Source organism: Streptomyces sp. NPDC051133, assembly GCF_040682635.1.
GTDB lineage: Bacteria > Actinomycetota > Actinomycetes > Streptomycetales > Streptomycetaceae > Streptomyces.
In genome coordinates, this window is sequence record NZ_JBFBBK010000020.1 from 13,417 (window position 1) to 39,654 (window position 26,238).

The 26,238-nt window shown below is 72.2% G+C and carries 20 protein-coding genes; 14 read left to right on the forward strand and 6 right to left on the reverse strand.

All coding sequences use genetic code 11. The features are described 5' to 3' along the window. Entirely contained in the window at positions 1-1,536 is a 1,536-nt protein-coding gene (locus tag AB0N17_RS21370; RefSeq protein ID WP_366012990.1) for an IucA/IucC family siderophore biosynthesis protein, read from the reverse strand. 87 nt (positions 1,537-1,623) lie between these two features. Here AB0N17_RS21370 and AB0N17_RS21375 point away from each other — a divergent pair, with 87 nt between their 5' ends. After that, positions 1,624-3,114, forward strand: coding sequence for an IucA/IucC family protein (locus tag AB0N17_RS21375; RefSeq protein ID WP_366012991.1), 1,491 nt, complete (start codon positions 1,624-1,626; stop codon positions 3,112-3,114). Between the two features lie 128 nt (positions 3,115-3,242). On the opposite strand, the gene AB0N17_RS21380 is transcribed toward AB0N17_RS21375, so the two are convergent. Next, complete coding sequence (locus tag AB0N17_RS21380; protein ID WP_366012992.1) at positions 3,243-4,067, reverse strand: CAP domain-containing protein; 825 nt, start codon at positions 4,065-4,067, stop codon at positions 3,243-3,245. Positions 4,068-4,754: 687 nt separating this feature from the next. Here AB0N17_RS21380 and AB0N17_RS21385 point away from each other — a divergent pair. From AB0N17_RS21385 to AB0N17_RS21430, 10 genes are all read left to right on the forward strand, one after another. Continuing rightward, positions 4,755-5,975 (forward strand): MFS transporter, encoded by a 1,221-nt coding sequence (locus AB0N17_RS21385; RefSeq protein WP_366012993.1) that lies wholly within the window; start codon positions 4,755-4,757, stop codon positions 5,973-5,975. A gap of 441 nt (positions 5,976-6,416) precedes the next feature. Further along, positions 6,417-10,133, forward strand: coding sequence for an amino acid adenylation domain-containing protein (locus tag AB0N17_RS21390; RefSeq protein ID WP_366012994.1), 3,717 nt, complete (start codon positions 6,417-6,419; stop codon positions 10,131-10,133). Further along, positions 10,130-11,425, forward strand: a complete 1,296-nt coding sequence (locus tag AB0N17_RS21395; protein ID WP_366012995.1) for an ATP-grasp domain-containing protein — start codon at positions 10,130-10,132, stop codon at positions 11,423-11,425. Before AB0N17_RS21390 ends, AB0N17_RS21395 begins: the two co-directional genes overlap by 4 nt. Then, complete coding sequence (locus AB0N17_RS21400; protein ID WP_366012996.1) at positions 11,422-12,369, forward strand: peptidase; 948 nt, start codon at positions 11,422-11,424, stop codon at positions 12,367-12,369. Before AB0N17_RS21395 ends, AB0N17_RS21400 begins: the two co-directional genes overlap by 4 nt. A 3-nt stretch (positions 12,370-12,372) precedes the next feature. After that, positions 12,373-14,166 carry an asparagine synthase (glutamine-hydrolyzing) gene (gene asnB / locus AB0N17_RS21405; RefSeq protein WP_366012997.1) on the forward strand — a complete coding sequence of 598 codons (1,794 nt, stop codon included), beginning with the start codon at positions 12,373-12,375 and terminating at the stop codon, positions 14,164-14,166. Between the two features lie 26 nt (positions 14,167-14,192). Further along, entirely contained in the window at positions 14,193-15,026 is an 834-nt protein-coding gene (locus AB0N17_RS21410; RefSeq protein WP_366012998.1) for a hypothetical protein, read from the forward strand. A gap of 11 nt (positions 15,027-15,037) precedes the next feature. Beyond that, complete coding sequence (locus AB0N17_RS21415) at positions 15,038-15,922, forward strand: aminotransferase class IV (RefSeq protein ID WP_366012999.1); 885 nt, start codon at positions 15,038-15,040, stop codon at positions 15,920-15,922. Between the two features lie 45 nt (positions 15,923-15,967). After that, on the forward strand, positions 15,968-16,918 hold the full coding sequence (locus AB0N17_RS21420; RefSeq protein ID WP_366013000.1) for an AEC family transporter: 951 nt from the start codon (positions 15,968-15,970) through the stop codon (positions 16,916-16,918). Between the two features lie 59 nt (positions 16,919-16,977). After that, positions 16,978-17,949, forward strand: a complete 972-nt coding sequence (locus tag AB0N17_RS21425; RefSeq protein WP_366013001.1) for a TauD/TfdA family dioxygenase — start codon at positions 16,978-16,980, stop codon at positions 17,947-17,949. Positions 17,950-18,065: 116 nt separating this feature from the next. Next, entirely contained in the window at positions 18,066-18,980 is a 915-nt protein-coding gene (locus AB0N17_RS21430; RefSeq protein WP_366013002.1) for a HipA family kinase, read from the forward strand. 55 nt (positions 18,981-19,035) lie between these two features. Here the strand turns inward: AB0N17_RS21430 and aceB are convergent, their stop codons facing one another. Both aceB and AB0N17_RS21440 read right to left on the reverse strand, forming a co-directional pair. After that, positions 19,036-20,661, reverse strand: a complete 1,626-nt coding sequence (gene aceB, locus AB0N17_RS21435; RefSeq protein ID WP_366013003.1) for a malate synthase A — start codon at positions 20,659-20,661, stop codon at positions 19,036-19,038. 184 nt (positions 20,662-20,845) lie between these two features. Further along, complete coding sequence (locus tag AB0N17_RS21440; RefSeq protein ID WP_366013004.1) at positions 20,846-21,448, reverse strand: nucleotidyltransferase family protein; 603 nt, start codon at positions 21,446-21,448, stop codon at positions 20,846-20,848. Positions 21,449-21,579: 131 nt separating this feature from the next. Between AB0N17_RS21440 and AB0N17_RS21445 the strand changes: the two genes are divergently transcribed. Continuing rightward, a complete protein-coding gene (locus AB0N17_RS21445) occupies positions 21,580-21,894 on the forward strand; it encodes a DUF5955 family protein (RefSeq protein ID WP_366013005.1) in 315 nt (104 codons plus the stop codon). Positions 21,895-21,930: 36 nt separating this feature from the next. On the opposite strand, the gene AB0N17_RS21450 is transcribed toward AB0N17_RS21445, so the two are convergent. Next, positions 21,931-22,614, reverse strand: a complete 684-nt coding sequence (locus AB0N17_RS21450) for a DUF6304 family protein (RefSeq protein ID WP_366013006.1) — start codon at positions 22,612-22,614, stop codon at positions 21,931-21,933. Continuing rightward, a complete protein-coding gene (locus tag AB0N17_RS21455) occupies positions 22,611-23,408 on the reverse strand; it encodes an IclR family transcriptional regulator (protein WP_366013007.1) in 798 nt (265 codons plus the stop codon). The genes AB0N17_RS21450 and AB0N17_RS21455 overlap by 4 nt, the downstream gene beginning before the upstream one ends. Before the next feature lie 273 nt (positions 23,409-23,681). On the opposite strand from AB0N17_RS21455, the gene allB reads away from it, so the two are divergent. Beyond that, the gene (gene allB, locus AB0N17_RS21460; RefSeq protein ID WP_366013008.1) at positions 23,682-25,022 is read left to right on the forward strand and encodes an allantoinase AllB; all 1,341 of its coding nucleotides are present in this window, start codon (positions 23,682-23,684) and stop codon (positions 25,020-25,022) included. Positions 25,023-25,069: 47 nt separating this feature from the next. Further along, positions 25,070-26,185: an allantoicase gene (gene alc, locus AB0N17_RS21465; protein ID WP_366013009.1), complete on the forward strand. Its 1,116-nt coding sequence runs from the start codon at positions 25,070-25,072 to the stop codon at positions 26,183-26,185. The last annotated feature ends 53 nt before the right edge of the window (positions 26,186-26,238 follow it).

The window sequence follows — 26,238 nt, forward strand, 5'->3', positions numbered from 1 at the left end:
TTATTGATCAGACGGGCCGGGCTCCAAAACGAGCGGGTTCGGCAGGGCGGCCCACAGGTCGCCGGGCCGGCCGGGGGACAGGCGCATCAGGGTCAACGCCTTGGCGGGCAGCGGGCCTTCGCGCAGCGCGGTCAGGTCGGGGGTGTCCGGCAGGTGCGGTACGGCGGCGGCCAGGGCGCCGGCCAGGGCCGGTCCGGAGCCCGCCGTCCCGGCCAGAGCGCCCGCCACCAGGGAGCCGAACAGCTTGCGGCGCAGGGCGGTCTCGTCGTCCGTGACCAGCCGGCCGGTGAGGGCGGGAGGGGCGATGCCGTGGCGGGCCAGTCGGACGGGGCTGACGCGGACGTCGGCGAGGTCGCGGTAGACCAGGCGCCGGGGGGCGCCGTCCGGCCCGAGGATCACCAGCAGGTTCTGGCCGTGGGCCTCCAGGGCCACCCCGAGGTCGAGCAGCCGCAGCCCCACCGTGAGCGCCAGCCGGGCGAACGCGGCCAGCCACTCGGGGGAGCGGGGCAACGGGGTGAGGGCGAGGGCGGCCACCGGCAGGACGTGCTCGCCCGGCGCCGCGTACACCTCGGGCGACTCCCGCAGCAGCGCGGCCAGATCGGGGGAGTGCGCGGTGAGCGCGCCCAGCGTGCGGGTGACGTGCAGCAGGCCGCCGGTGTCCGCCGCCAGTCGGGCGGCGAGGTCGGAGAGCGGGGCGGCGGCCCGTACCGAGTAGGAGGAGATGTCCCGCACCGAGGACGTCAGCCGGGCGCTCAGCGCGGTCTTCACATGCGGACCGCCCGGCAGCGCCAGGGTGCGCAGCGAGAGCAGCGGACGGGCCGGGCGCCAGGGCTGCTGCGGCCGCTTCAGCACATGGGCCGCCTGCCACGGGTGCACCGGCACCAACCACCGGCCGCCGTCCCGCAGTTCCTCCGGCCAGTCCCCGCTCGCCAGGCACTCGCCGGCCGCCACCGGCACCGTCCCCAGCTCCACCACCGGCCGGTGCTCCGGCCCGTACGCCAGCTGCTCCGCCACCGAGAAGCCGGGCCGGGAGCGGCAGCCCGGGTGGAACGGATGCCCGTCGACCACCCGCTGCTCCCACTCCCAGTCCGGCACGCGGCCTCCGGCCGGGGGGACCGGCCACTCCTTCGGGTGATCCGCGCCGGCCCGGGACAGCGCCAGCGAGGCGACGCTGTCCGCCAGTTCGGCGGCGAACGCGGACGCGTGCGGCACCCCGAGCGCCGTCATCAGGCGCGCCGGATCTGCGTACCGCTCCCGGTCGAGGCGGACGCCGGTGACGTGGGCGCCGGTGGCGTAGGGGTCCGCGTGCGGCCCGTGCAGCGTCCGGCCGTCGGCGAGCCGCAGCGCGAGACCGTACGCCCCGCGCACCCTGCCGGTGATCCACGGCAGCGGTTCGTGGGCCAGCGCCCGCCACAGCCGGGTCAGCACGGCGGCGCGGGCGCCCGGCAGTTCCTCCGTGTACCGGGGCAGCGCGGCGGGCCGGACGGCCGCCAGCTCCTCGGCGACCCGGGCCTCGGTGGTGGGGGGACGGTGCACGGTCGGCTCCTCGGTTGCACGCGGGACGATTGTCGGGGACGACAGACATACTGGGCGCGACGACCCCCGACGAAACGAACGGATCGCGTGGACCTCACACCCCCCACCGACGCCGTCGGCCGCCGTGCCGACGCCTACGCGTCCGCGCCCCTGCTCAACTGCCTGCTGCGCGAGGTGGCCGAGCCGCTCCCGGGCCCCGGCGGCCGGCGGGTCCACCGGCTGCCCAGCGGGCGGCTGCTGCGGGTGCGCACCGGGCGCCGCCCCGCCGACCCCGAGCTGCGCGCGGCCGGGTCCTGGCGCCCCGTCGGCCACACCGAGCTGGTCAAACTGGTCGCCGAGGAGTTGCGCCGGCACACCGGGCTGCCCGGCGGCGACCTGCCCGCCGAGATGCTCGACAGCCGGGAGGCCGTCGCCGCGCTGCTCACCGCCCGCGCCCGGGCGACGCCGCCCGCCGACCCCTATCTGCGCTCCGAGCAGTCCCTGATCACCGGTCACCCCTGCCATCCGGCGCCCAAGGCGCGCGGCGGCGGCCCGGCCGCGGCCTGGCTGCCGTACGCCCCCGAGGCCCACGCGCGCTTCCCGCTGGTGCTGCTCGGCGTCCGCGAGGACCAGGTGGCCGAGGAGGGCGACACCCGCGCCCTGGACGCCCTCGGCACGGCCCCGCCCGGCTACCGGCTGCTGCCGGCCCATCCGTGGCAGCTGGACCTGGCCGGTCCGGAGCTGGCGGGGGCCTTCGCCGACGGACGCCTGCTCCGCCTCGGGGACACCCCGTTCGACACCTGGCCCACGGCGGCGGTCCGCACGGTGTACGAGCCCCGGCGCGACGTGTTCCTGAAGTTCAGCCTGGACGTCCGTATCACCAACGACATCCGCCGGCTGTGGCGCCACGACCTGCGCAGGCTGCGGCGCACCGACACCGCCGCCCGGCACGCCTTCGCGGCGATGGGCCCGCCGGCGGCCTGGCTGAGCGACCGCGGCTACCGCACCGCCGCGTTCGCCTTCGAGGAGCTGGCCGTGCTGGTCCGGGACGGGCTGCGCGGCCATCTGCTGCCGGGCGCGGGCCCGCTGCTCGCGGCCGGGCTGGCGGAGGGCTTCGAGGGCAGTCCGGCGGCCGCCACGGCCGATCCGGCCGCCTGGTGGGAGGCCTATCTGCGGCAGGTCGTGCCGCCCGTCCTCACGGCGTTCGACGACCACGGGGTGGTCCTGGAGGCCCACCTGCAGAACACGCTGGTGGCCGTGGACGGGGCCGGCCTGCCCGTGCAGGCGCTGTTCCGGGACGCCGAGGGCGCCAAGCTGCTGCCGGACGTCTCCCGGGCCGCCGGCTGGGAGCGGCTGGTGTACTGCCTGGTGGTCAACCACCTCACCGAGGTCGCCGCAGCCCTCGCCGACCTCCACCCCGGCCTCGTCCCCTGGCCCGCCGTCCGCCGGGAACTGGCCCGGCACGACCTGCCCGAGATCCCCGCCCTGCTCACCGCGCCGACCCTGCCCGGCAAGACCAACCTGCTGCTGCGCTGGACCGGCGCGGACGGCGCGGACGCCCGCTATCTGCCCCTGCCGAACCCGCTGGCAGGGACCTGAACCGCGCCCGGCAGGGCCAGACCGGCAATGGCCCGACCGACGGGGCCTGACCGGCATGGCCCGACCGACAGGGCCTGACCCGCACGGCCCGACCGACAGGGCCAGACGACAGGGCCAGACGACAGGGCCTAGCGGGCCGTGCCGAAGTCCTGGGTCCAGTAGCTGCCCGGCCCGGCGAACCCCACGCCGATCTCCTTGAACGAGCAGTTGAGGATGTTGGCCCGGTGGCCCGGGCTGTTCATCCAGCCCGCCATGACCTGGGCCGGGGTGCCGTAGCCGTAGGCGACGTTCTCCCCGTAGCTGCTCCAGTCGTACCCGGCGCCGGTGATGCGGTCGCCCGGGGACGAGCCGTCGGATCCGGTGTGCGACATGTTCCGGTGGGCCGCCATGTCCGCGCTGTGCGCCTGCGCCGCCTTGGTCAGCTCCGCGTTGACGGTCAGGGGCGAACAACCCACCTTGGCACGCTCGGCGTTGACGAGCTGCACGACCTGGGCGGTGACCCCGGACGCCGTGGCCGTGGCCTTCGGGGCGCTGGGCGCGGCGGAGGCCGGGGCGGCGGGGGTGGCGGGCCGGGGAACGCGGGTGCCGGGAGCGCTCGGCGCCGTGGTGGTCCTCGGCCTGGGGGCCGTGACCGTCTTCCTGGCGCTCGGGGCCGTGGCCGTCCTCTTGGCGCTCGTGCTCGGGCTCGGGTGCGCGGCGGCGGGAGCCTCGGGCGACGTGGTGGTCCGCGGGACGGCGGTGTGCTGGCCGTTGCGGTGGTGACGGTGGTGGTGCCGGTGGTGGTGCTGCCACCCCTGCGGGGACGCGCTCGCCGCTGCCGCGTCCGACCGGTCCGCCGTGCCGTACGGCCAGTTCGAACAGGCCAGGGCGACGGAGGGTACGCCCACGGCTGTGATGGTGACGGCGGCGATGACTATCCGCCGGTACTTCTGCGTCCTTCGATGCTTGCCCATGCGTGAACCTCACTCGGTGATCGCCGAGCGGTCATTGTCAGGACGGCCTCACAGCGAGCGCAAAGAGCCCTTCTACTAGCCTGCTTCGTAGGTGCCTAAGGCCCTTGTCAGGTGAGCGGAGACATGCCGACTTCGCGGTTGCGACGTTTGCTGGGTGCTGTCGCCCCGTCAGGAGTGCGCGAAGGGCGATGAATACGGCGGGGCAACGGGAAGGGTGCGGGCCGCCCGCCGAAGGGCCGGGCACATCTACGGCAAGACGGACAAGTCCTTTTTATCTCCCGGGCGGCGTCTACTAAGCGGCCCCCTTAGTCGGCGGCCCGGGCGTGAGGGATGTCACCCGCCGGGCGTGCGCCCTGTCCGTCGACGCCGTGCGTACGAGTGATCGAAAGGCCGGGCCGGGATGTCCGGGCCGTCCCGTCTCGTGCCGGTCCGCAATTTCTTTCCCTCCCTTTTACAGAGAAACCGGATTCTGCATGCAGGTATTCGAATGTGATCGGCGTCACATGTTGATTTTCTGGACAGGGTGCCCCGGCCGCCGATTCGATGGACCCCGTGAGGCCGACGATCTCGGCCTCGGGTTACGGGGGAAATTCCCGAATCTTGTCGTTGGCAATGGCGCTGAACGAGAGGTAGGGGCGTGTCAGAGATCCTGACGTGCGCACAACCGATAAAAGATGCGGCAGGCACGTGCTGAGCCGACTTCTTCCACCGAAAGGACCAGCTCGTCTGCTCGCCGGCGTCACGCTGGTGCACACCATGGGGCAGGGGCTGTGGCTGGCACTCAACGCCATCTATGCCACCAGTGTCCTGCGGCTGACTCCTGGGCAGTTCAGCATCGGCGTGGGTACGGCCGCCGGTGTGGCCCTCGCCGTGAGCACTCCGGCCGGACATCTGGCCGACCGCCTCGGCCCCCGCTCGGTGCAGATCTGGTCGTTCATCGCCCTCGGGCCGCTGACCGCCGCACTCCTCGCCGTCCACGGCTTTGGCATGTACCTGTTGGTCGTGTCCGTGCAGGCGTTGGCGTACAGCGCGAGCCGCAGCGCCCGGATGGCCGTGGTGGCCGGCCTGGTCCCGCCCGAGCAGCGCGTCCATGTACGCGCCTACCTCCGGGCGACCAGCAATGTCAGCGTCTCGGTGGGCGCCGTCCTGGCCGGTGTGCTCCTCGCCGTGAACTCCGCCACGGCGTACAAGGGAGCCGTCGTCTTCAACGCCGCCACGTACCTGGCGACCGGTCTGCTCTCGCTCCTTCTTCCCGCCGTCGCGCCGCAGCCCGCCCGCACCGGTCCCGCCCTGATCGTGCTGCGCGACCGGCCCTACCTGACGTTCGTCGTCCTGGACGGCCTGTTGTCCATGCACAACGTGCTGCTCGAGGTCGTCCTGCCGATCTGGGTGCTGCACCACACCGCGGCGCCCCGCTGGATGGTCGCCGCGATCCTCGTCACGAACACGGTTGCCGTGGTCCTGTTGCAGGTGAGGGCGGCGCGCGGCACGGACGAACCGGCCGGGGCCGCCCGTGCCTCCCGGTCGGGCGCCCTGTGCCTGACACTCGCCTGCGCGGTCTTCGCGTTCACCGGCCGGGTCTCCTGGCTCCCCGCCTCGGCCCTGTTGCTGGCCGGCGCCCTGGCACACGTCCTCGGCGAGATCCGGCAGTCCGCGGGAAGCTGGGGCATGGCCTTCGGACTGGCCCCCGACGATGCTCAAGGTCAGTACCAGGGCACCTACGCCATGGGCTCCGACCTGGGCAAACTGGTCGCGCCCGCCCTCTTGACCTGGCTCGCCGTCGAACACGGCGCGATCGGCTGGATCGCCATGGCGGCCGGCTTCGGCCTGGTGGGAGCCGCCATGCCGGCCGTCGCCGCCCGGGCCGGACGCGGCAGGCGACCCGAACCCGACCCCGTGGCCGCCTGAGCGCCCCACGGCCCGGCCGCCGGTCCCCGCGTCGGTGACCTGACCGAAGGTTTTCCGCGCCATCGGTCTGCCTTGTGCGGATTTCGGCAGCCCGGTGCCGCACGTCCTCGAACCGCGCCTGCGGCGGCATCCTGCGCGCGGAAATGACCTGCGAACCGGACGGTGGAACACGCCCGCGCGCCTCCGGAATCGACGGCTGCCCCATCACTTTCTGCACAACGTATTTCTCATTCAAATGAAGCGGTGATTTCCCGGCGCCCGACGGGTCCGTGGAAAAACGGAAACCCATGAGTTCGGACGCTATTCGAACGTGACGTAAGGATCAGGTTGATGGCGGATACATCTGCCGCCTCGTCCCCCGTGATATCGGCGGATGAGGCCCCTGCCCTGCAACTTCCCGTCCGGGATGGGGCACATCGCACGGGGCGGACAGAGGCGCCCATGACGTACGCGTGGACGTACGACCGCGCGGAGGGCCTGGCCGCCCTCGCCGACCGAGGTGGTGTCGGGATCGCGGACCTCCTCCACGCGGCGTTCGCGGTGCTCGTGCACCGTTACAGCGGCCAGGACGACTTCGCGCTGGCACGGGCCGGCGGCCCGGCCGGCGCGCCCCCGCAGCGCCCGGTGGGCGTGCGGGTCCGGCTCGCACAGGACGAGACGCTGTGCGCCCTGGCGTCCGCCTGCGGCGACCGGTACCGCCGGCTGGCCGCCGCCGGCGCCGCCCCCGTGCCGGCCGGGCTCGGAAGCGGCCTGCGGGTGGGCTACGCCGACCACGACCGCGCCGGTGACGCACCCGCCGGCTTCGCCCTGTTCCTGGAAAGTGAGGCGAGCGGCGCCGGCCTGCGCCTCATGCTGCGCTACGACGCTGCTCTCTTCACGGACGCGCTCGTCTCCCGGATGGCCGCGGGTCTCGACGCCCTGCTCGCGGACGCCGTCCGCCGCCCCGACGCGGTGGTCGCCGACCTCCGCGTCCTGTCCGAGGCCGAGACCCGGCATCTGGTGGACGAGCTCAACGACACCGCCCTCGCCTACCCCCGCGACCTCCCGCTGCACGCCCGGGTCGCGGCCCAGGCGGCACGGACCCCCGACGCGGCGGCCGTCGAGTGGCAGGGCACGTCGCTGACCTACCGGCAACTGGCCCGCGAAGCCGACCAGCTGGCCCGCGCCCTGATCGCCGCCGGGACCGCACCGGGCTCCCGCGTCGGCGTCTGCCTGCCGCGCACCCACCGCCTGGTGGTCCTGCTCCTGGCGGTGCACAAGGCCGGGTGCGCCTACGTGCCGCTGGATCCCGCGTACCCCGCCGACCGGCTGCGCGCCATCGCCGCGACCGCCGACATGGGTGCCGTCGTGTACGACGGCACCACCCCGCCGCTCTGGCTCGACGACACGGGTGCGTGCGCGCTGCCGCTCGCCGAACTGCGGGAGAAGGCGTCCGGCGCGGACGACGCTCCCCTGGACCTCGCCGTACCCGCGACCGCCGCCACCCACCTGATCTACACGTCCGGTTCGACCGGCCTGCCCAAGGGCGTGGTGATCAGCCACCGCAACGTCGGGGCCCTTCTGGCGTGGGCCGAGCAGACGTACGGCGCGGAGGACCTGGCCCGGGTACTGTTCTCCACCTCGCTCAACTTCGACCTCTCGGTGTTCGAACTGTGGGCACCCCTCACCCGCGGCGGCTGCGTCGTCGTCGTCGACAACGTCCTGACCCTCACCGAGGAGGAGGGACTGCGGCCGACTCTGGTCAACACCGTGCCGAGCGCCGTCAACGTGCTGCTCCAGCGCGCGGCGGTGCCGGCCTCGACACGGGTGCTGAACGTGGCCGGGGAGCCCCTGTCCAAGGAACTCGTCAACGCCGCCTTCCAGAAGACCGGCATCGGACGGCTCTTCAATCTGTACGGCCCCTCCGAGGACACCACGTACTCCACCGCCAAGTGCTTCACCGGCCCGACCTCCACCGCCCCGGCCATCGGCCGCCCTCTCCCCAACACCGTCGCCTTCCTGCTCGACGGACACGGACGGCTCGTACCGAAGGGCGCGACGGGCGAACTCCACCTGGGCGGCGACGGGTTGGCCGACGGATACATCAACGATCCGGAGCGCACCGCCGCCGCGTTCGTGCCCGCCCCGGCCCACCTCCGGGCAGGCACCGACGGGCGGCTCTACCGCACCGGTGACCTGGCCCGCTGGACCGAGGACGGTGAACTTCGCTTCCTGGGCCGCGGGGACCACCAGGTGAAGGTGCGCGGCTTCCGGATCGAACTGGGGGAGATCGAGGCGGTCCTGCGGGAGGCGGTCGGCCTGCGCGACGTCGCCGCACTCGCCGTCCCCGTCGGTGACGACACCCGGCTGGTGTGCTACGTGGGCCGTGACGGCGAGACCGTGTCCCGCACGGCGATGACCGAGCGGTTGCGCGCCAGGCTCCCGCACTACATGCAGCCCGCCAAGATCCTCGTGGAGGACCGGCTGCCCCGGCTGCCCAACGGGAAGGTCGACCGCAAGGCGCTGGCCGCGCGAGACCTCGACTGGGGCGGCCGGTCCACGTCCGACGTCTCGGACGGCGACCCGGACGACGCCGCGGTCGCCCGGGTCTGGACCGAACTGCTCGGCCTGCCCCGCCCGACGGCGGACCTGGACTTCTTCTCCGTCGGCGGCCACTCCCTGCTCGCGAACCTGCTGGCGGCCCGGCTGTCGGACGTGGCGGGCCGCGCGGTCCGCGTCGCCGAGGTGTACGAGCACCGCACGCTCGCCGACCAGGCCGGACTCCTTCGCCGCAAGCGCGCCCAGTCGCCCGAGGGGCCCGGCGAGGGCGGTACCGCCGGCACACTGGACGCCGTGGCGCGGACGCTGCGGGAGTCCGGCCTCGGCCACGGAGTCCCCGGCGCCGGTATGGCCGTCCACCTGGACGGCACCACGGAGTTCACCTATCACGGCGTGACGGACGAGCGCACCCTGGCACCGTACGGGGCGCAGACCCGGCAGCGCGTCACCTGCCTCACCAAGCCGATGCTCGCCTTCGTCGCCCTGCGCCTGGCCGACCGCGGTCTGGTCGGCCTGGACGAGCCGCTGCACGAGGTGCTGCCGGAGGCCTTCCGGCGCCGCGACGGCGGCACCGTGCGGGTCACCCTGCGCCACCTGCTGTCCCACACCAGCGGCGTCGACGACTCGTACGAGGTCTGGCACGACACCGACCTGCCCGGCCTCGACGCCTACATCGGCACCCTCCGCGGATACGGCCAGCTGTTCGAGCCGGGTGAGGTGTTCGCGTACTCCGCGGTCGGCACCTCCGTCGTCGCCGCGCTCGTCGAGAAGCTGCTCGGCATGCCCTGGCGCCGCGCCGTCAACGAGCTGATGCTCACCCCGCTCGGGATCGAGCCGATCCCCGAAACCCTCACCGAGCAGGGCCACTACCGGGGCACCGTCTCGGACGGGTTCCTGTGGGACGAGGGCGCCAAGCGCTACGTGCCGCACGCCCCGCCCCGGCAGACGATCGCCGACGACGCCGCCGGCTCGTTCTCGGTCTGCCTCACCGTCGAGGAGGTGGCGCGCATCGCCGCGCTCGCCCTCGGCGACGGCGTGACCCCCGACGGGCGGCGGCTGTTGTCCGCGGACCTCGCCCGCCAGATGCGCACCCCGCAGATCCCCGTCCCCGGCCACCACTTCATGCACGCCTGGGGCCTGGGCTGGCTGATGTTCGGACCCACCGCCTTCGGGTTCAACTCCAACGGCAGCGGCCACCACAACTTCGTCCAGATCTTCCCCGAGACGGGATCCTTCCTGGTCCTCCTCGCCAACTCCTACCCGGCGTTCGGCCTCTACGAGGACCTCCTGAGGGTCCTGACCGGGGACGGACTGATCCGTACCGGCCGGCCCTTCACCATGGCGCTCGACGACTGCGTGGGCACCTACGCCTCCGACGGCTACCTGCTCCAGGTCACGCGCGGCCCGGAACACCTGCGCTACGCCTACTCCGAGCGACAGCCCGACGGCGCCTGGCGGCGGCTCGACGAGGGAGACCTCGTCCTGTCCGGCGCCGGCGGGTTCAGCTCCATGTCGGAGAGGAACGTCCTGGCCGGCTCCATCTCCTTCATCCCCGCCCCCGGCACCGACACCCCGGCCTATGTCCGCATCGGGCAGCGATTCGCGAGGAAGACGCCATGACGAGCGAGCACATCCCCCGAAGCGGCGAAACCGCCCCCCGGCACGTGGTGTTCGTGACCTGGAAGGCCGGCAACGCCCCGGCGTTCGAGGCGGCCCGACGGCTCGGCCACCACGTCACGCTCATCCGCTCCCTGTCGATGGAGCGGTCCCAGAACATCGACTTCGAGTCCTCCCCGTACACCAAGTACGTCGACCGGGTGCACGTCCTCCACGACGCCACCGACCTCGACGCCCTGCGCCGATGCGTCCGGGCCGTCCACGAGGAACGGCCCGTCGACGGCTTCGTCGCCACCGTCGACGCGCTCGTCGTCCCGGTCGCGGTGATCGCGGAGGAGATCGGTGTGCCCTTCACCGACGCGCGCGCCGCCGCGGCCGCCAAACAGAAGGACCGCTGCCGCGACATCCTCGCGGCGGCAGGCCTGGACAGCACCCGGCACGCGGTCGTCACCGGCTTCGAGGAGGCCGCCGCGTTCGCCGCGGGCACCGGATACCCCGTCGTCGTCAAGCCCGCCCGCGGATCGGGGAGCGAAGGCGCCCACGTCGTCAACGGTCCCGGCGAACTGCGTGAGGTCTTCGCCGCGACCCCGCGCAACGCCGCTTACCGGGCGGGCATCCTGATCGAGGAGTATCTGCGGGGACGTTTCGTCTCCGCAGAGATCGGCCTCGCCCAGGGCCGGTTCCTGCGCCTGGCGGTCAGCGAGCGGTCCACCTGGGACCGCCACGAGGCCCTGGAGACCGGGACCACCATCCCCGCCGGCATCACCGCCGAGGAGCACGACCGCGTCATGGAGTACGCCGAAGCGGTCGTCGGCGCACTCGGCCTGCGGCTGGGCGTCTTCCACGTGGAGATGATGATCGGTGCGGACGGACAGCCCCGGCTGATCGAGCTCAATCCCCGCATCATGGGGTCCTGCCTGCCCAACCTGTTCCGGCTCGCCGGCGGCGGCGACATCTTCGAACTGCTCGTCCGCGTCCACCTGAACGAGCGGATCGAGCGCGGCCCCACGGAGTTCACCCACTACGCCACGGTCCGGTGGTTCGGCGCCGCGCACGCCGTGCCCCGTCCGGACCGGGTGCCCGGTCTCGGCTGGGCCACCGCCGAGTACGGCGACAGCCTGCACGCCCTCACCGTCCGGTTCCCGGACGGCGACATGATCCCGCCCTGCCGCGGCAACCTCGGCAACTTCGGGGAGGTGCAGGTCGTCCACGCCGACCGCACGGTCTCGATACGGATCGCCGAGGACATCGTCCGGCGCACGGCCGACCTGCTCGGCATGGAGGTCACCAGGTGACACACGCGACCGCTTTCTACCAGCACACCCGTGCGCAGCTCGCCCGGCTCGGCCTGCCGGACGGGGACGCCCCCGCCACGGCCGGCTCCGGCGGGGCGTTCTCCGACGGCGCCCACTACCGCATCGAGGTGCCCACGGTGAACTCCGTGGAGGCAGCCGAGACCCTGCTCAGCGAGAGCCGCCGCCGCGGCTTCACCATCAACCGCATCACCGAGACGCGCGGCATGTACCGGCACACCGCCCGGGCGATCGGCGACTACGTCGCCCTCGGCGAGGAGTACGGCGCCCAGATCCTCATGTCCGTCGGCCCCCGGGCCGGCTACGACATCGGCGCCAGCGTGCAGACGCCGGAAGGCTCCCGGATCGGCTACCGGCTGCGTGGCCAGGAACAGATCGTGCGCGCCGTGGAGGACGTCAAGCGCGGCATCGACCTCGGCGTACGCGGGTTCGTCGTCTACGACGAGGGCCTGCTGTGGGTGCTCGGGCGGCTGCGGCACGCCGGGGACCTGCCCGCGGACATCCATCTGAAGGTCTCGGCCCACTGCGGACAGGGCAACCCGGCCGCCGCGCAGATGCTCGAGATGCTCGGCGCCAACAGCTTCAATCCCGTGCGCGACCTCAGCCTGCCGATGATCGGCGCCCTGCGCCAGGCGGTGGCCATTCCGCTCGACTGCCACGTGGACAACCCGCGCAGCTCCGGAGGCTTCATCCGGACCTACGAGGCGCCCGACATCGTCCGGGTCGCCGCGCCCGTCTACCTCAAGACGGGCAACAGCGCGCTCGACGGCCACGGCACCAGCCCCTCCCCGGCCCAGCTGGAGGACATCCTGCGGCAGGTCGAGATCGTCACCGAGTTCCTCGGCCGCCACTACCCGGCCGCGCGGCAGAGCGGCGCGGAGTGCGCACTGCAGCCCGTCGGGGCCGCCCTGCGGACGGAGGCCTGACCGATGTGCCGCATCTACGGCTCCTTCGGCGGCGCGACGATCGGCCCGCGGGTGTGGGACACGGTCGCGGACGCGATGCGCGAGGGCGGCCCGGACGACAGGGGCCGGCGCAGCGGTGAGGGCTGGACGCTGGGCAACAACCGGCTCGCCGTCCAAGGCGTCGCCGACGGACGGCAGCCGTTCGAACGCCCCGGCCTGACCTGCGTGTTCAACGGAGAGATCTACAACCACCGGCAGCTGCGCTCCGAATTGGCGGCCCGGGGGTACACCTTCCAGGGGGACTGCGACGGCGACGTCCTGCTGCCGCTGTACGAGGTGTTCGGCGACGCCTTCGTCAGCCGCCTGGAGGGCATGTTCGCCATCGCGGTGGTCGACCGCCGCGACGAGCCGTGCCTGAAGCTGTTCACGGATCACGCCGGCATGAAGTCGCTCTACTACTACCTCTCCGGCGACGGCAACCGGCTGTGCTTCGCCTCCGAACTCCGGGCCCTGAGCCGCCTTCCGGACTTCCCTGACACCCTCGACCCGCTCGCCGTGGACCGCTACCTCGGCGGCCGGGCGGTCTGGGGCCCCGGCACCGTCCACACCCGGGTGCGCACCCTGAAACCGGGGACGACCCTGCGCTTCGCCGACGGACGGATGACGGTCACCCACACCCCCCTGGCCGAGGAACCCGCCGACGGACCCGGCGGGGACGCGACCGTCGCCGCCGCGGCGGCCCGGCTCGACGAGATCCTGCGCGACGAGATGAGCCGCATGCTCGACGCGGACGTCCCGGTCTGCGTCATCACCAGCGGTGGCCTCGACTCCAGTTACACCACCGCGCTCGCCGCCGACCTGTCGCCCGACGTCGCCTCCTTCAACATCGCCTACCGCGGCGAATGGCCGGCCGACGAACGGCACTTCGCCGAGGAGGTCGCCCGCCACTGCGGGACCCGGCACCACCAGGTCCTGCTCGACCCGGCAGGTTTCCCCGCGTTGATCGAGCGGTTCGTCCGTCACCTCGACCAGCCGAACAACGCCCCGCACAGCCTCAGCACCTTCGCGCTGTTCGAAGCCGTGCACCAGGCCGGGTTCAAAGTCGCGCTGACCGGTGACGGCGCCGACGAACTCTTCGGCGGCTACGCCCGCTTCGTCAAGGCGGCCCAGGACGACTCCGTGACCTGGCACCGCGCGTACCAGGACACCATGGCCGCCGTCCACCGGGCGACCCTGGACCGCCTCTACACCCCGGAGTACCGCTCGCTCGTCGAGGAGGCGGGCGGCTGCTTCGGCGACGCCATAGGCGACGACCTCGACGAACGGGTTCGCTCCGCAGAGCGGAGCAAGCTCGAAACACTGCTGCGGTACGACCAGTTCGAGCGGTTCCCGTACTACATCCTGCGGCGGGTCGACCACCTCGGCATGGCCCACTCGGTGGAGGCCCGCATCCCGTTCCTCCAGCCGTCCGTGATGCGGCTGGCGCACTCGCTGCCGGCCCACGTCAAGGTGGCCGACGGGATCGTGAAGGCACCCGTCGCGCAGGCCGCGCGCCGCTGCCTGCCGCGCAGCGTGATCGAGCGGCCCAAACAGCCCTTCACCCTGCCGATCACGGCGATGATCAAGCCGGGGGAGGCGCTGTACGACATGATCGGCGACCTCCTCCTCGCGCCGCGCGCCCGCTGCCACGACTACGTCCGCGCCGGCGCCGTCCGCGACCTGTTCCGCGCCCAGACCGAGAACCCGGCCGCGGACGCCGCCGAGCCCCTCTGGTCGCTCCTGGTGCTGGAGACCTGGCTCTCCGCGCGCGCTTCCTGACCACCCCTCACACAGAAGGCACCTTCATGACCGACACCCACGCGGGCACGCCCGCCGTCACCTCATTGCTGGCCGGCGTCACCAAGGACGACATCCGCCGCGACCCGTTCCCGCACATCGTGATCCGCAACGCCCTGCCGGCGCAGCTGTACGACGCCCTGGCGACGTCCATGCCCAGCGCCGAGTACATCGGCGAGCGCATCGGGAAGCCGATCACCTCCAACGAACGCTACAACTACATGTCCGAGCACATCCTGGGCGACGCGACGACGGCGCAGGTGTGGAAGGACTTCGTCACCTACCATGCCTCCCCGGCGTTCTACGAGGAGTTCCTCGACCTGTTCCAGGAGGACCTGCTCGCCAATCTCCCGGACGCCGAGAAGGGCATCGGGCGCCCGCTGCGGGAACTGCGCGTGGGACGGCGCAACCGGGACGGCTTCGAGACCCACGACATCCTCATGGACTGCACGGCGGTCATCAACTCCGCGGTGACCGGCAGGCCGTCGTCCTACCGGGGCCCGCACGTCGACAAGCCGTACAAGCTCTTCGGCGGCCTGTTCTACATGCGCCTGCCCGAGGACGACGCCACCGGCGGCGACCTGGTGCTGTACCGGTACGGCACCGAGGCGCACAAGTTCTACACCAGCGCCTCCGAGTACGGGGACAACCGCTTCGACATCGACCCGAAGTACGTCGAGGAGGTCGCCACCGTCCCGTACGAGAGCAACACGCTGGTGATGTATCCCATCAACCCCCTCGCACTGCACGGGGTGTCCGTGCGCGCGGTGACCGGGCACCAGCGGCGTTTCGTCGCGCTCGTCGGAGACCTGCAGAACCCGCTGTTCGACCTGGCGCTGTGAGGGAGACCGCCATGATCCCCTTCGACCGGCGCACCGGGACGATCTGGTACGACGGCGCCACGGTGCAGTGGGCCGACGCCACCCTGCACGTCCTGAGCCACGGACTGCACTACGCCTCCAGCGTCTTCGAGGGCATCCGCATCTACGGCGGCACCCCGTTCATGCTGACGGAACACCTCGCACGGCTGCGTGCGTCGGCCCGCATCCTGGACTTCGACCTGGAGTACGACGACGCCACACTGCATGCCGCCACCCTGGACGTGGTGGAGCGGGCCGGCATCACCGAGGGCTACATCCGCGTGAACGCCTGGCGCGGCTCGGAGGTCATCCAGACCGCCGCGCTCAAGACGTCCGTGCACACCTCGATCGCGGCATGGGAGCTGCCGGCGGGCTACTACGCGGCGGCCGACGCCCTGGACAAGGGGATCGCCCTGACCATCGGGCGCTACCGCAGACCGTCGCCCGACTCGGCGCCGGTGAAGAGCAAGGCGGCCGGCAGCTACATGATCGGCACGGTCTGCAAGAACGAGGCGCTGCGGGCCGGTTTCGACGACGCCCTGCTGCTCGACGACCGCGGCAACTTCGTCGAGGCCACCGGCGCCCACCTGTTCTTCACCAAGGACGGCGCGCTCCACACTCCGACGACCCGCAGCACGATCGACGGGATCACCCGGGCCTGTGTCCTCGCACTCGCGGAGCGGGCGGGCATCGCCTGCACCGTGGGCGACCTGCGGCCCGCGTTCGCGGGCGAGGCCGACGGCGCGTTCGTCTGCGGGACGGCCTGCGAGATCCTCCCCGTGTCCCGGATCGACGAGCACCGTTATGACCTCGGCGGAAACGAGGTCGTCCGGACATTGATCAACGGCTACCGGCACCTTGTCACGGGTGCGCGGTAGGGAACGAGGCCCCTTCGCGGGAGCCGTGACAGCAAGGGCACATGCATGGGAGCGGTTGAGGCGCTGGGGAAGCTGGCGCCGGTTGTTCTGGCCTTCGGGTGCGGGGTCCTCCTGGCGAGACGGAAGGTGGTCCCGGCGGAGAGTTCCAAGGTCTTCGCCGACTACGCCTTCCTCTTCGCCGTCCCGTGCTACCTGTTCGGCAACATCTACCGCAGCGACCTCGGCGCCCTCTTCGACTGGCGGGCGATCACCGGCTACGCGGCGGCGGCGGCTCTCGCGGTGGTCCTCATCGGCGTGCTGGCCTGGGCGTGCGGCGTCCGGGAGCCCCGTGGGATCGCCCTGCGTGTCATGGCGGCGGTCCAGGTGAACACGGCCTACTTCGCCGTACCCGTGTTCATCATGCTCTTCGGGAACGCCGCGCCGATCTTCCCGGTGCTCCTGTTCCAGGTGTGCGTGCTGTCCCTCGTCATCATCTCGGTGATGGAACTGGGCCGTCCGGACCGTCGTGGGAGCCGGGGCCGGCAGCTCGCCGCCGCGGTGGTCGCCTCGCTGCTCACGCCGGTGGTCATCGCCTGCAACGCGGGCATCGTGCTCAACCTGCTGTCCGTGCGGCTGCCCCACGCCGTCCTCGACAGCTTCGCCTTCGTCGGCGACAGCGCCTCACCGGTGGCACTGTTCGCGCTGGGACTGCACCTCGGCGGCTCCGGGCTGACGGTGCGGGGCACCTCCCTGGAGGAGGTGTCGATCATCGTCTTCAAGTGCGTGGTCTTCCCCGTCCTGACGTTCGCCGTGGCCTGCTACGGCTTCGGGGTGCACGGCGACTGGCTGCGCTACCTGGTGCTGATCGCCGCGATGCCGGCCCCGCAGAACCTGTTCATCTTCGCCCAGCGGTACGAGGTGGGCGTCGACATGTCCGCCGCCCTCGTCGTCAAGAGTTCGGTCGTGGCGCTGATCCTGCTGCCGCTGCTGCTGCAGTGGGCGGCCCACCGGCCCTGACGGCCGTGCCCCTCCCGCCCCCCTGTCGAGTCCCTCAACGAACTGTGAAAGGCACAGCCATGTCCGAGACCCTCCGTCCCCCGCGGCCCACCAGGATCACCGTCCGGCGGGTGGCCGGCCGGATCGGTGCCGAGATCTTCGGTGTCGACCTGCGCGAGGAGCTGGACGACGCCACCGTGGCGGAGATCCGCCAGGCCGTCCTGACCCATCGCGTGGTCTTCTTCCGCGACCAGGACATCGACCACGCCCGGCACGTCGCCTTCGGCCGCCGCTTCGGCGCACTCACCCGCCGCGCCGGAAAGAAGCACGGCGTCCACCCCGAGGGCCACCCCGAGATCCTCACCGTCGACCCGAAGGCCGACACCGAACGCTACGGGGCCGACTTCGAGGAGCACTACCGCCGTAAGTGGGTCTCCCCGATAGCCGGCTGGCACAGCGACCTCACCCAGGCCGTCAACCCTCCCGACCTGTCCATCCTGCGCGCCGAGAAGACGCCGGAGTTCGGCGGTGACACGCAGTGGACGAACACGGTCGCCGCCTACGAGGGCCTGTCTCCCGCACTGCGGGAGTTCGTGGACGGCCTCACCGCGGAACACGCCTTCTTCACCGCGGTGCATCTGCGCCACTCGGACGAGCGGGACCGCGGGATCCTGGGAATGTACTGCGAGGACCCGCAGGTCGCCGTCCATCCCGTCGTGCGGGTCCACCCGGAGACCGGTGAGCGGGCCCTGTTCGTGAGTCCCGGTTCGACCACGCGCCTCACGGGATTCTCCGAGCTGGAGAGCCGCCACATCCTGGAGCTGCTGTTCCAGCACCTGACGAGCGCCGAGTACACCGTCCGCTTCCGCTGGGAGCCGAACAGCATCGCCTTCTGGGACAACCGCAGCACCTGCCACTTCGCCCCCACGGACTTCGCCCACCTCGACGTCGACCGCGTGATGCACCGGGTCACCGTCCTCGGCGAACCCGCCAAGGGCCCCGACGGCTTCGTCTCGCAGCAGGTCACGGGCGAACCCCTCGCCGCCTGGTAGCCGGTTTCCCGGGACCCACGTGCGCCGGCCGGCCGCACCGGCGAGCGTGGTGTCCCGCGTCCGCGCGACGGCTCGGGTCTTCTTCTCCGGCTGCCACGCCTGGGTACCATGCTCACGTGTTGAGAGAGGTCGCCGCGACCCGCTACGTCGCACCCCTGCGGTCCGGCGGCTCCGTGCCCGGAGTCATGGAGGCCGACGACCTCGGCACCTACGTCGTGAAGTTCACGGGGTCGGCGCAGGGGCACAAGGCGCTGGTCGCCGAGGTGATCGTCGGGGAGCTGGCCCGAGCGCTCGGCCTGCGCTTCCCCGAGCTGGTCCTCGTCCACTTCGACCCCGCCGTCGCCGCGGCCGAGCCGCACCAGGAGGTGCGGGAGCTGCACAGCACGAGCGCGGGCGTGAACCTCGGCATGGACTATCTGCCGGGCGCGCGGGACTTCACCCCGGAGATCGCGAAGACCTTCCCGGTGGACCCGCTGGAGGCGGGCCGGATCGTCTGGCTGGACGCGCTGACGGCCAACGTGGACCGTACGGTGCACAGCTCCAACCTGATGGTCTGGCCCACGCTCGGCACCGTGCCCGCGCGGCTGTGGCTCATCGACCACGGCGCCGCCCTCGTCTTCCACCACCGCTGGGACACCACGACCCCGGGCAAGCGGTACGACTTCCGGCACCACGCCCTCGGCCACTACGGCCCCGACGTGCGCGCCGCCGACGCCGAACTGGCCCCGCGCGTGACCGGCGAGCTGCTGCGGCGGATCGTCGCCGAGGTCCCGGACGCGTGGCTGGCCGAGGACGCGGGATTCGCGGCCCCGGACGACGTCAGGGCCGCCTACGTCGACTACCTGCTGCAGCGCGTCCGGCTCTCGGCGGACTGGCTGCCCACCGACTTCCCGAGCCGCGAGGAGCTGGCCGCCGAGGAGGCCGCCCGCGCGCGAAGAACGCAGGCGGGCCGCCCGGACTGGCTCAAGCAGGTCCCCGACCTGCACGGCAAGCCGGCGGCGGAACGGGACTGGTCGGCGCACCTGGGCTGAACGCGCGCGGGCGGCCCCGGGATGCTTCCCGGAGCCGCCCGCGTCGCCGTGGGCTTCAGCCCCGGAGCTGCTCGTACGCCGGCAGGGTGAGGAAGTCGGCGTAGTCGTCGTCCAGGGAGACCGTCAGCAGCAGGTCGTGGGCCTCCTGCCAGTGGCCGGCCGCGAAGGCCTCCTCGCCGATCTCCTTGCGGATGGCGTCCAGTTCCTCGGCGGCGACCTTGCGGGCCAGCTCGGGCGTGGCCCGGTCGCCGTTCTCGAACTCGACGCCCGCGTTGATCCACTGCCAGATCTGGGAGCGGGAGATCTCCGCGGTGGCCGCGTCCTCCATCAGGTTGAAGATGGCGACCGCGCCGAGCCCGCGCAGCCAGGCCTCGATGTACCGGATGCCGACCTGGACGGCGTTGACGAGACCGTTGTACGTCGGCTTCGCGTCCAGCGAGTCGATCGCGATCAGGTCGGCCGCCGCGACCCGGACGTCCTCGCGCAGCCGGTCCTTCTGGTTCGGCTTGTCGCCGAGGACCCGGTCGAAGGACTCCATGGCGATCGGCACGAGGTCGGGGTGGGCCACCCAGGAGCCGTCGAAGCCGTCGTTCGCCTCGCGGTCCTTGTCGGCGCGGACCTTCTCGAAGGCCACCTTGTTCACCTCGGCGTCCCGGCGGGACGGGATGAAGGCCGCCATGCCGCCGATCGCGTGCGCGCCCCGCTTGTGGCAGGTGCGGACGAGGAGTTCGGTGTACGCCCGCATGAACGGGGCGGTCATCGTGACCGCGTTGCGGTCCGGGAGGACGAACCTGGCGCCGCCGTCACGGAAGTTCTTCACGATGGAGAACAGGTAGTCCCAGCGGCCGGCGTTCAGCCCCGCGGCGTGGTCGCGGAGTTCGTAGAGGATCTCCTCCATCTCGTACGCCGCCGTGATCGTCTCGATCAGGACGGTCGCGCGGATGGTGCCCTGCGGGATGCCGACGTAGTCCTGCGCGAAGACGAACACGTCGTTCCAGAGGCGGGCCTCGAGGTGCGACTCGGTCTTCGGCAGGTAGAAGTACGGGCCCTTGCCGAGGCCCAGCAGCCGCTGCGCGTTGTGGAAGAAGTACAGGCCGAAGTCGACGAAGGCACCCGGGACGGCGCGGCCGTCGGCGTCGACGAGGTGACGCTCGTCCAGGTGCCAGCCGCGCGGGCGCATGACGACCGTCGCCAGCTCCTCGTCCGGGCGCAGGGCGTAGGACTTGCCGGACTTCGGGTCGGTGAAGTCGATGTTCCGGGTGTAGGCGTCGATCAGGTTGACCTGGCCGAGGATCACGTTCTCCCAGGTGGGCGCGGAGGCGTCCTCGAAGTCGGCGAGCCAGACCTTCGCGCCGGAGTTGAGCGCGTTGATGGTCATCTTGCGGTCGGTGGGGCCGGTGATCTCGACGCGCCGGTCGTTCAGCGCGGCCGGGGCCGGGGCGACCTTCCAGGAGTCGTCCGCGCGGATCGCGGCCGTCTCGGGGAGGAAGTCGAGCGTTGAGGTGCGGGCGATCTCGGCGCGGCGCTCGGCCCGGCGGGCGAGGAGCTCGTCACGGCGCGGGGTGAACCGCCGGTGCAGCTCCGCCACGAAGGCGAGCGCCGCGTCCGTGAGGACCTCTTCCTGCCGGGGCAGGGGCTCGGCGTCGACGATGGCCAGCGGGGACGGCGCTGGTGCGGACATGAGCTGTCACTTCCTTCAGCGGTGGCACCGGGTGCCTAGCGGCACGTATAGGACGAACAGCGCCCGCTGTGCGGTCAGGCGCTTCTGAACAGTGGATAGTAGTTTCCTCATCGTGGAACTTCAATGGTTTGTTGATGTCGAGATTCTCTGAGTCGAGGCAAGGTGGCGCCCAGTGCCACCCCGTTCACTCAAGGTGGCGCAGGTCGGCCTCGGTGTCGATGTCGTACGGCTCGGCAACGTCCGAGCACTCCACGAGCCGGATGTGCGCCGCGTGCTCCTTCAGATAGGCGCGGGCCCCGCGGTCCCCGGTGGCCGTCGCCGCGATTCCCGGCCAGTGCGCCGCGCCGAAGAGCACCGGATGCCCGCGCACTCCGTCGTAGGCGGCCGAGACCAGCGATTTCTCGTCCGCGTAGGCGCCGAGTACCCGTGCCACCGCCGCCGGCCCGATCCCCGGCTGGTCGACGAGGCTCACCAGGGCCGCGCGCGCCCCCGTACCGGCCAGCGAGCCCAGCCCGGCCCGCAGGGAGGAGCCCATGCCCTCGGCCCAGTCGGGGTTGTCCACGAGCACACAGCCGTCCAGGCCGGCGCGTGCGCGGACCTCGTCCGCGCGCGCGCCGAGGACGACATGGATCCGGCCGCAGCCGGCCGCGCGCAGCACGCCGGCCGCGTGTTCGACCAGAAGGTGCCCCCGGTGCTCCAGCAGCGCCTTGGGACGCCCGCCCAGCCGTCTGCCCCCGCCGGCGGCGAGCAGCAGCCCGGCGACCTCCTCGCGATGGTTGTCCGTCATGCGTCCTGCATACCTGACGCGGCCGGCGGCGGCCCGTTTCCTTGGGCTGAATTTCGGTCCGCGCTGTGGCGCTCCCGGACGGCGTGGCGTTTACTGGCCCGCGCACGACGGCGTGTCAGGGGGGGAGGGCTGTGTTGCGGAGCTTGGGGCAGAGACCGGTGACCGGCAGTGACGAGGACCCGAGAGTGGCGGAACTGCGGACCGCGGTGTCCCGGCTGCGCCGCGAACTCGCCGCGCTGCCGTCCGAGTTCCCCGACCGGGCCATCGCCGAGGACGAGCTGGCGGCCCTGGCGGCGATGGCCACCGGCGGCCGCCCGGAGACACCCCGGCTGCGCCGCTCCCTGTTACTGATCGCCGGGGCGATCGGCTCGGTCAGCGCGCTCGCCCGGGGCCTGAGCGACGTACGGGAGGCGGTGGACCTCTTCGGGGAGCCGCCGCGGACGTGACGCCCCGCGCCGGGCCGCCGCGGCGGCGTCACCCGGTCACGGAAACGTGCCCCGGTACCCCTGGCCCGGAGCCCGGTGCTCGAACTGCTCGCACAGCCAGGTCTCCTGCACCAGTTCGGTGCGTGCCTCCCAGGTCTCCATGATCCCGTGCGCGCCGAACTTGCCGTCGACCCGCCCGTAGGCGTCCTTGGCGCCGCGGAAGCAGGCCAGATCGGCCATCAGGCCGTGCCCGACCGGATGGTAGTCCGACCAGGCGCACGCCACGCACGCCCTCATCCGCGTCCCGGCCGGCAGCCGGCGCTGCAGGTCGCACAGGGCGTCCTCGAAGTCTGCGGGGACCGTCGCGCTGCGGTACGCCTCCCCGTCGAGCCGCAGTTCCAGGGAGAGCGTCTCCGCGCCCGGGCCGCATCGCCCGCCCGCCGGGTCCGCCGGCCGGAGCGCGCAGTGCAGCGTCCCCTCGCGCACGCCTTCCCCGTCCCGCTCGACGGGGAACGGCACCTCCCACTCCAGGAGGCAGGAGCACAGCGCCCCGGCGGAGAACGAGAACATCCCCTCGGGCGGCTCCCCGTCCACCGCGCGGAGGCCGTCCATGGTGACGCCCTCGAAGCGGACGCCCCGGACGGTCGTACGGATCAGCTCCCGGCCGTCGGACTCGAAGACGACGTCCTCGCCGCCGTGCCGGTCGGTGAAGCGCCCGGGCCACCGGGCCCTCCCGCTCACCCGGGGTTCTGGCTGACCAGCGCCGCCGACAGCTCGGCCGCGATCCCCTGCAGCACCGGCACGATCTTCTCCGTCGCGGCCTCGGTCACCCGTCCGGCCGGCCCGGAGATGGAGACCGCCGCCGCGGTGGGGGAGTCCGGGACGGACACCGCGAGGCAGCGCACCCCGATCTCCTGCTCGTTGTCGTCGACGGCGTACCCCGCGCGCCGCACCTCCGCCAGCGCCTCAAGGAAGCCGTCGGGCGTGGTGATGGTCTTCTCCGTCGCGGCCGGCATCCCCGTACGGGCGAGCAGGGCGCGCACCTCCTCGTCGGGCACGCTCGCCAGCAGCGCCTTGCCCACGCCCGTGGAGTGCGGCAGCACCCGCCGGCCCACCTCGGTGAACATCCGCATCGAGTGCTTGGACGGCACCTGCGCCACGTACACGATCTCGTCGCCGTCCAGCAGCGCCATGTTCGCGGTCTCGCCGGTCTCCTCGACCAGCCGCGCGAGGTAGGGCCGCGCCCAGGTGCCGAGCAGCCGGGACGCCGACTCGCCGAGCCGGATCAGCCGCGGGCCGAGCGCGTACCGCCGGTTCGGCTGCTGACGGACGTAGCCGCAGGCGACCAGCGTGCGCATCAGCCGGTGGATCGTCGGCAGCGGCAGTCCGCTGGTCGCGGACAGCTCGCTCAGTCCGACCTCGCCGCCCGCGTCCGCCATCCGCTCGAGCAGGTCGAAGGCACGCTCCAAGGACTGGACCCCGCCCCCGGCGGAGGGCTTGGCGGAGTCGGTGGTGCTGGCGCTGGACGTCGGCACGGCGCGTTCCTTTCGGGACAGGCAGGAGGTGAGAAGCCTACCCGGCGGTCGGTTGACTCCCTGCTTGTACGTAGCTACGTTCTGCTTGCTGGAATTCTAATTCCGCTTTGTGGAAACGTCCAGACCGGATGCGGACGGCTCGCTGCCCAGAAGTGTGCCTCTTGACGGCGGGCAAGGGGGAGTGAAGACTCCTTCAACAGAACGTTGAAATCCGTTACGTGGATGAACATCCCGTTTCCTGGGCGTAAAACGGCGGTACAGAGAGGGGTTCGGGTGTCCGACGCTGAACTGGTCCTGCGCTCGACGCGCGTCATCACTCCGGAAGGGACACGGGCCGCCACGGTCACCGTGGCCGCCGGGAAGATCACGGCCGTTCTGCCGTACGACGCCGAGGTCCCGGCCGCGGCCCGGCTGGAGGACGTCGGCGACCACGTCCTGCTGCCCGGCCTGGTCGACACCCACGTGCACGTCAACGACCCGGGCCGCACCGAGTGGGAGGGCTTCTGGACCGCCACCCGGGCGGCGGCGGCCGGCGGCATCACCACGCTGATCGACATGCCGCTCAACTCCCTCCCGCCGACCACGACCGTCGAGCACCTGCGGGTGAAGCAGGACGTGGCCCGGGACAAGGCGCACATCGACGTCGGCTTCTGGGGCGGCGCGCTGCCCGACAACGTCAAGGACCTGCGCCCGCTGCACGACGCCGGTGTCTTCGGCTTCAAGGCGTTCCTGTCGCCCTCCGGCGTGGACGAGTTCCCGCACCTCGACCAGGACCAGCTCGCCCAGTCCCTGGCGGAGATCGCCGGCTTCGACGGCCTGCTGATCGTGCACGCCGAGGACCCGCACCACCTGGCCGCCGCCCCGCAGCACGGCGGCCCCAAGTACGCCGACTTCCTCGCCTCCCGGCCGCGCGACGCCGAGGACACGGCCATCGCGGGCGCCATCGCCCAGGCCAGGCGGCTGAACGCGCGCGTGCACATCCTGCACCTGTCCTCCGGCGACGCGCTCCCGCTGATCGCCGCCGCCCGCGCGGACGGCGTCCGGGTCACCGTGGAGACCTGCCCGCACTACCTCACCCTGACGGCCGAGGAAGTGCCGGACGGCGCGAGCGAGTTCAAGTGCTGCCCGCCGATCCGCGAGGCCGCCAACCAGGACCTGTTGTGGCAGGCGCTGGCCGACGGCACCATCGACTGTGTGGTCACCGACCACTCGCCGTCCACCGCCGACCTGAAGACCGACGACTTCGCCACCGCCTGGGGCGGCATCTCCGGCCTCCAGCTCAGCCTGTCCGCCGTGTGGACCGAGGCCCGCAGGCGCGGCCACGGCCTGGAGGACGTGGTGCGCTGGATGTCCACGCAAACCGCCGGCCTGGCGGGCCTCGGTGCCACCAAGGGCGCCATCGCCCCCGGCCACGACGCCGACTTCGCCGTCCTGGCCCCCGACGAGACCTTCACCGTCGACCCGGCGCACCTGCAGCACCGCAACCGGGTCACCGCCTACGCCGGCAGGACCCTGTACGGCGTCGTGAAGTCGACCTGGCTGCGCGGCGAGCGCATCGTCGACGCCGGCGAGTTCACCGAGCCGAAGGGCACGCTGCTCGCCCGCCCCCAGTGACCCACCCCCCGAACCGGCCGACTCCCAGAAAGGACCCCCTGATCACCGTGACGGCGATACCTTCCTTCACCGGCGACGCGAACCCCTACGGAGGCGGCGACCCGTACGCGGACTACCGCACCGCCGACTTCCCGTTCACCCAGTACGCCAACCTCGCCGACCGGCAGCTCGGCGCCGGTGTCATCGCCGCCAACGACGAGTTCTTCGCCCAGCGGGAGAACCTGCTGGTGCCCGAGCCGGCCGAGTTCGACCCCGAGCACTTCGGGCACAAGGGCAAGATCATGGACGGCTGGGAGACCCGGCGCCGGCGCGGTGTCTCCGCCGAGCACCCCTGGCCGACCGCCGAGGACCACGACTGGGCGCTGGTCCGCCTCGGCGCGCCCGGGGTGATCCGCGGGATCGTCGTCGACACCGCCCACTTCCGCGGCAACTACCCGCAGGCGGTCTCCGTCGAGGGCGCGTCCGTACCCGGTTCGCCGTCCCCCGGGGAACTGCTCTCCGCGGACGTGAAGTGGACGACCCTCGTCCCGCGCACCGCGGTCGGCGGCCACGCGGCGAACGGCTTCGAGGTCACCGCCGAGCAGCGCTTCACGCACCTGCGCGTCAACCAGCACCCCGACGGCGGCATCGCCCGGCTGCGGGTGTACGGCGAGGTCGCCCCGGACCCGGCGTGGCTGGAGGTGCTCGGCACCTTCGACGTGGTCGCGCTGGAGAACGGCGGCCGGGTCGAGGACGCCTCCAACCTCTTCTACTCACCCGCCACCAACACCATCCAGCCGGGCCGCTCCCGCAAGATGGACGACGGCTGGGAGACCCGCCGCCGCCGTGACCAGGGCAACGACTGGATCCGCTACCAGCTGGTCGCCCAGTCGCAGATCCGCGCGATCGAGATCGACACGGCCTACCTGAAGGGCAACAGCGCGGGCTGGGCCTCGGTCTCGGTCAAGGACGGCGAGGACGGCGAGTGGGTCGAGGTCCTGCCGCGCACCCGCATGCAGCCCGACACCGATCACCGCTTCGTGCTGGAGCAGCCGGCCGTCGGCACGCACGCGCGTGTCGACATCTTCCCCGACGGCGGCATCTCCCGCCTGCGCCTGTTCGGCTCCCTGACGGAGGAGGGCGCGACCCGGCTCGCCGCCCGCCACCAGGAACTGGGCGGCTGACCTCCCCCGCACACGCGCGTGGGGCGCACCGGCCTGGACAGCACCGGTGCGCC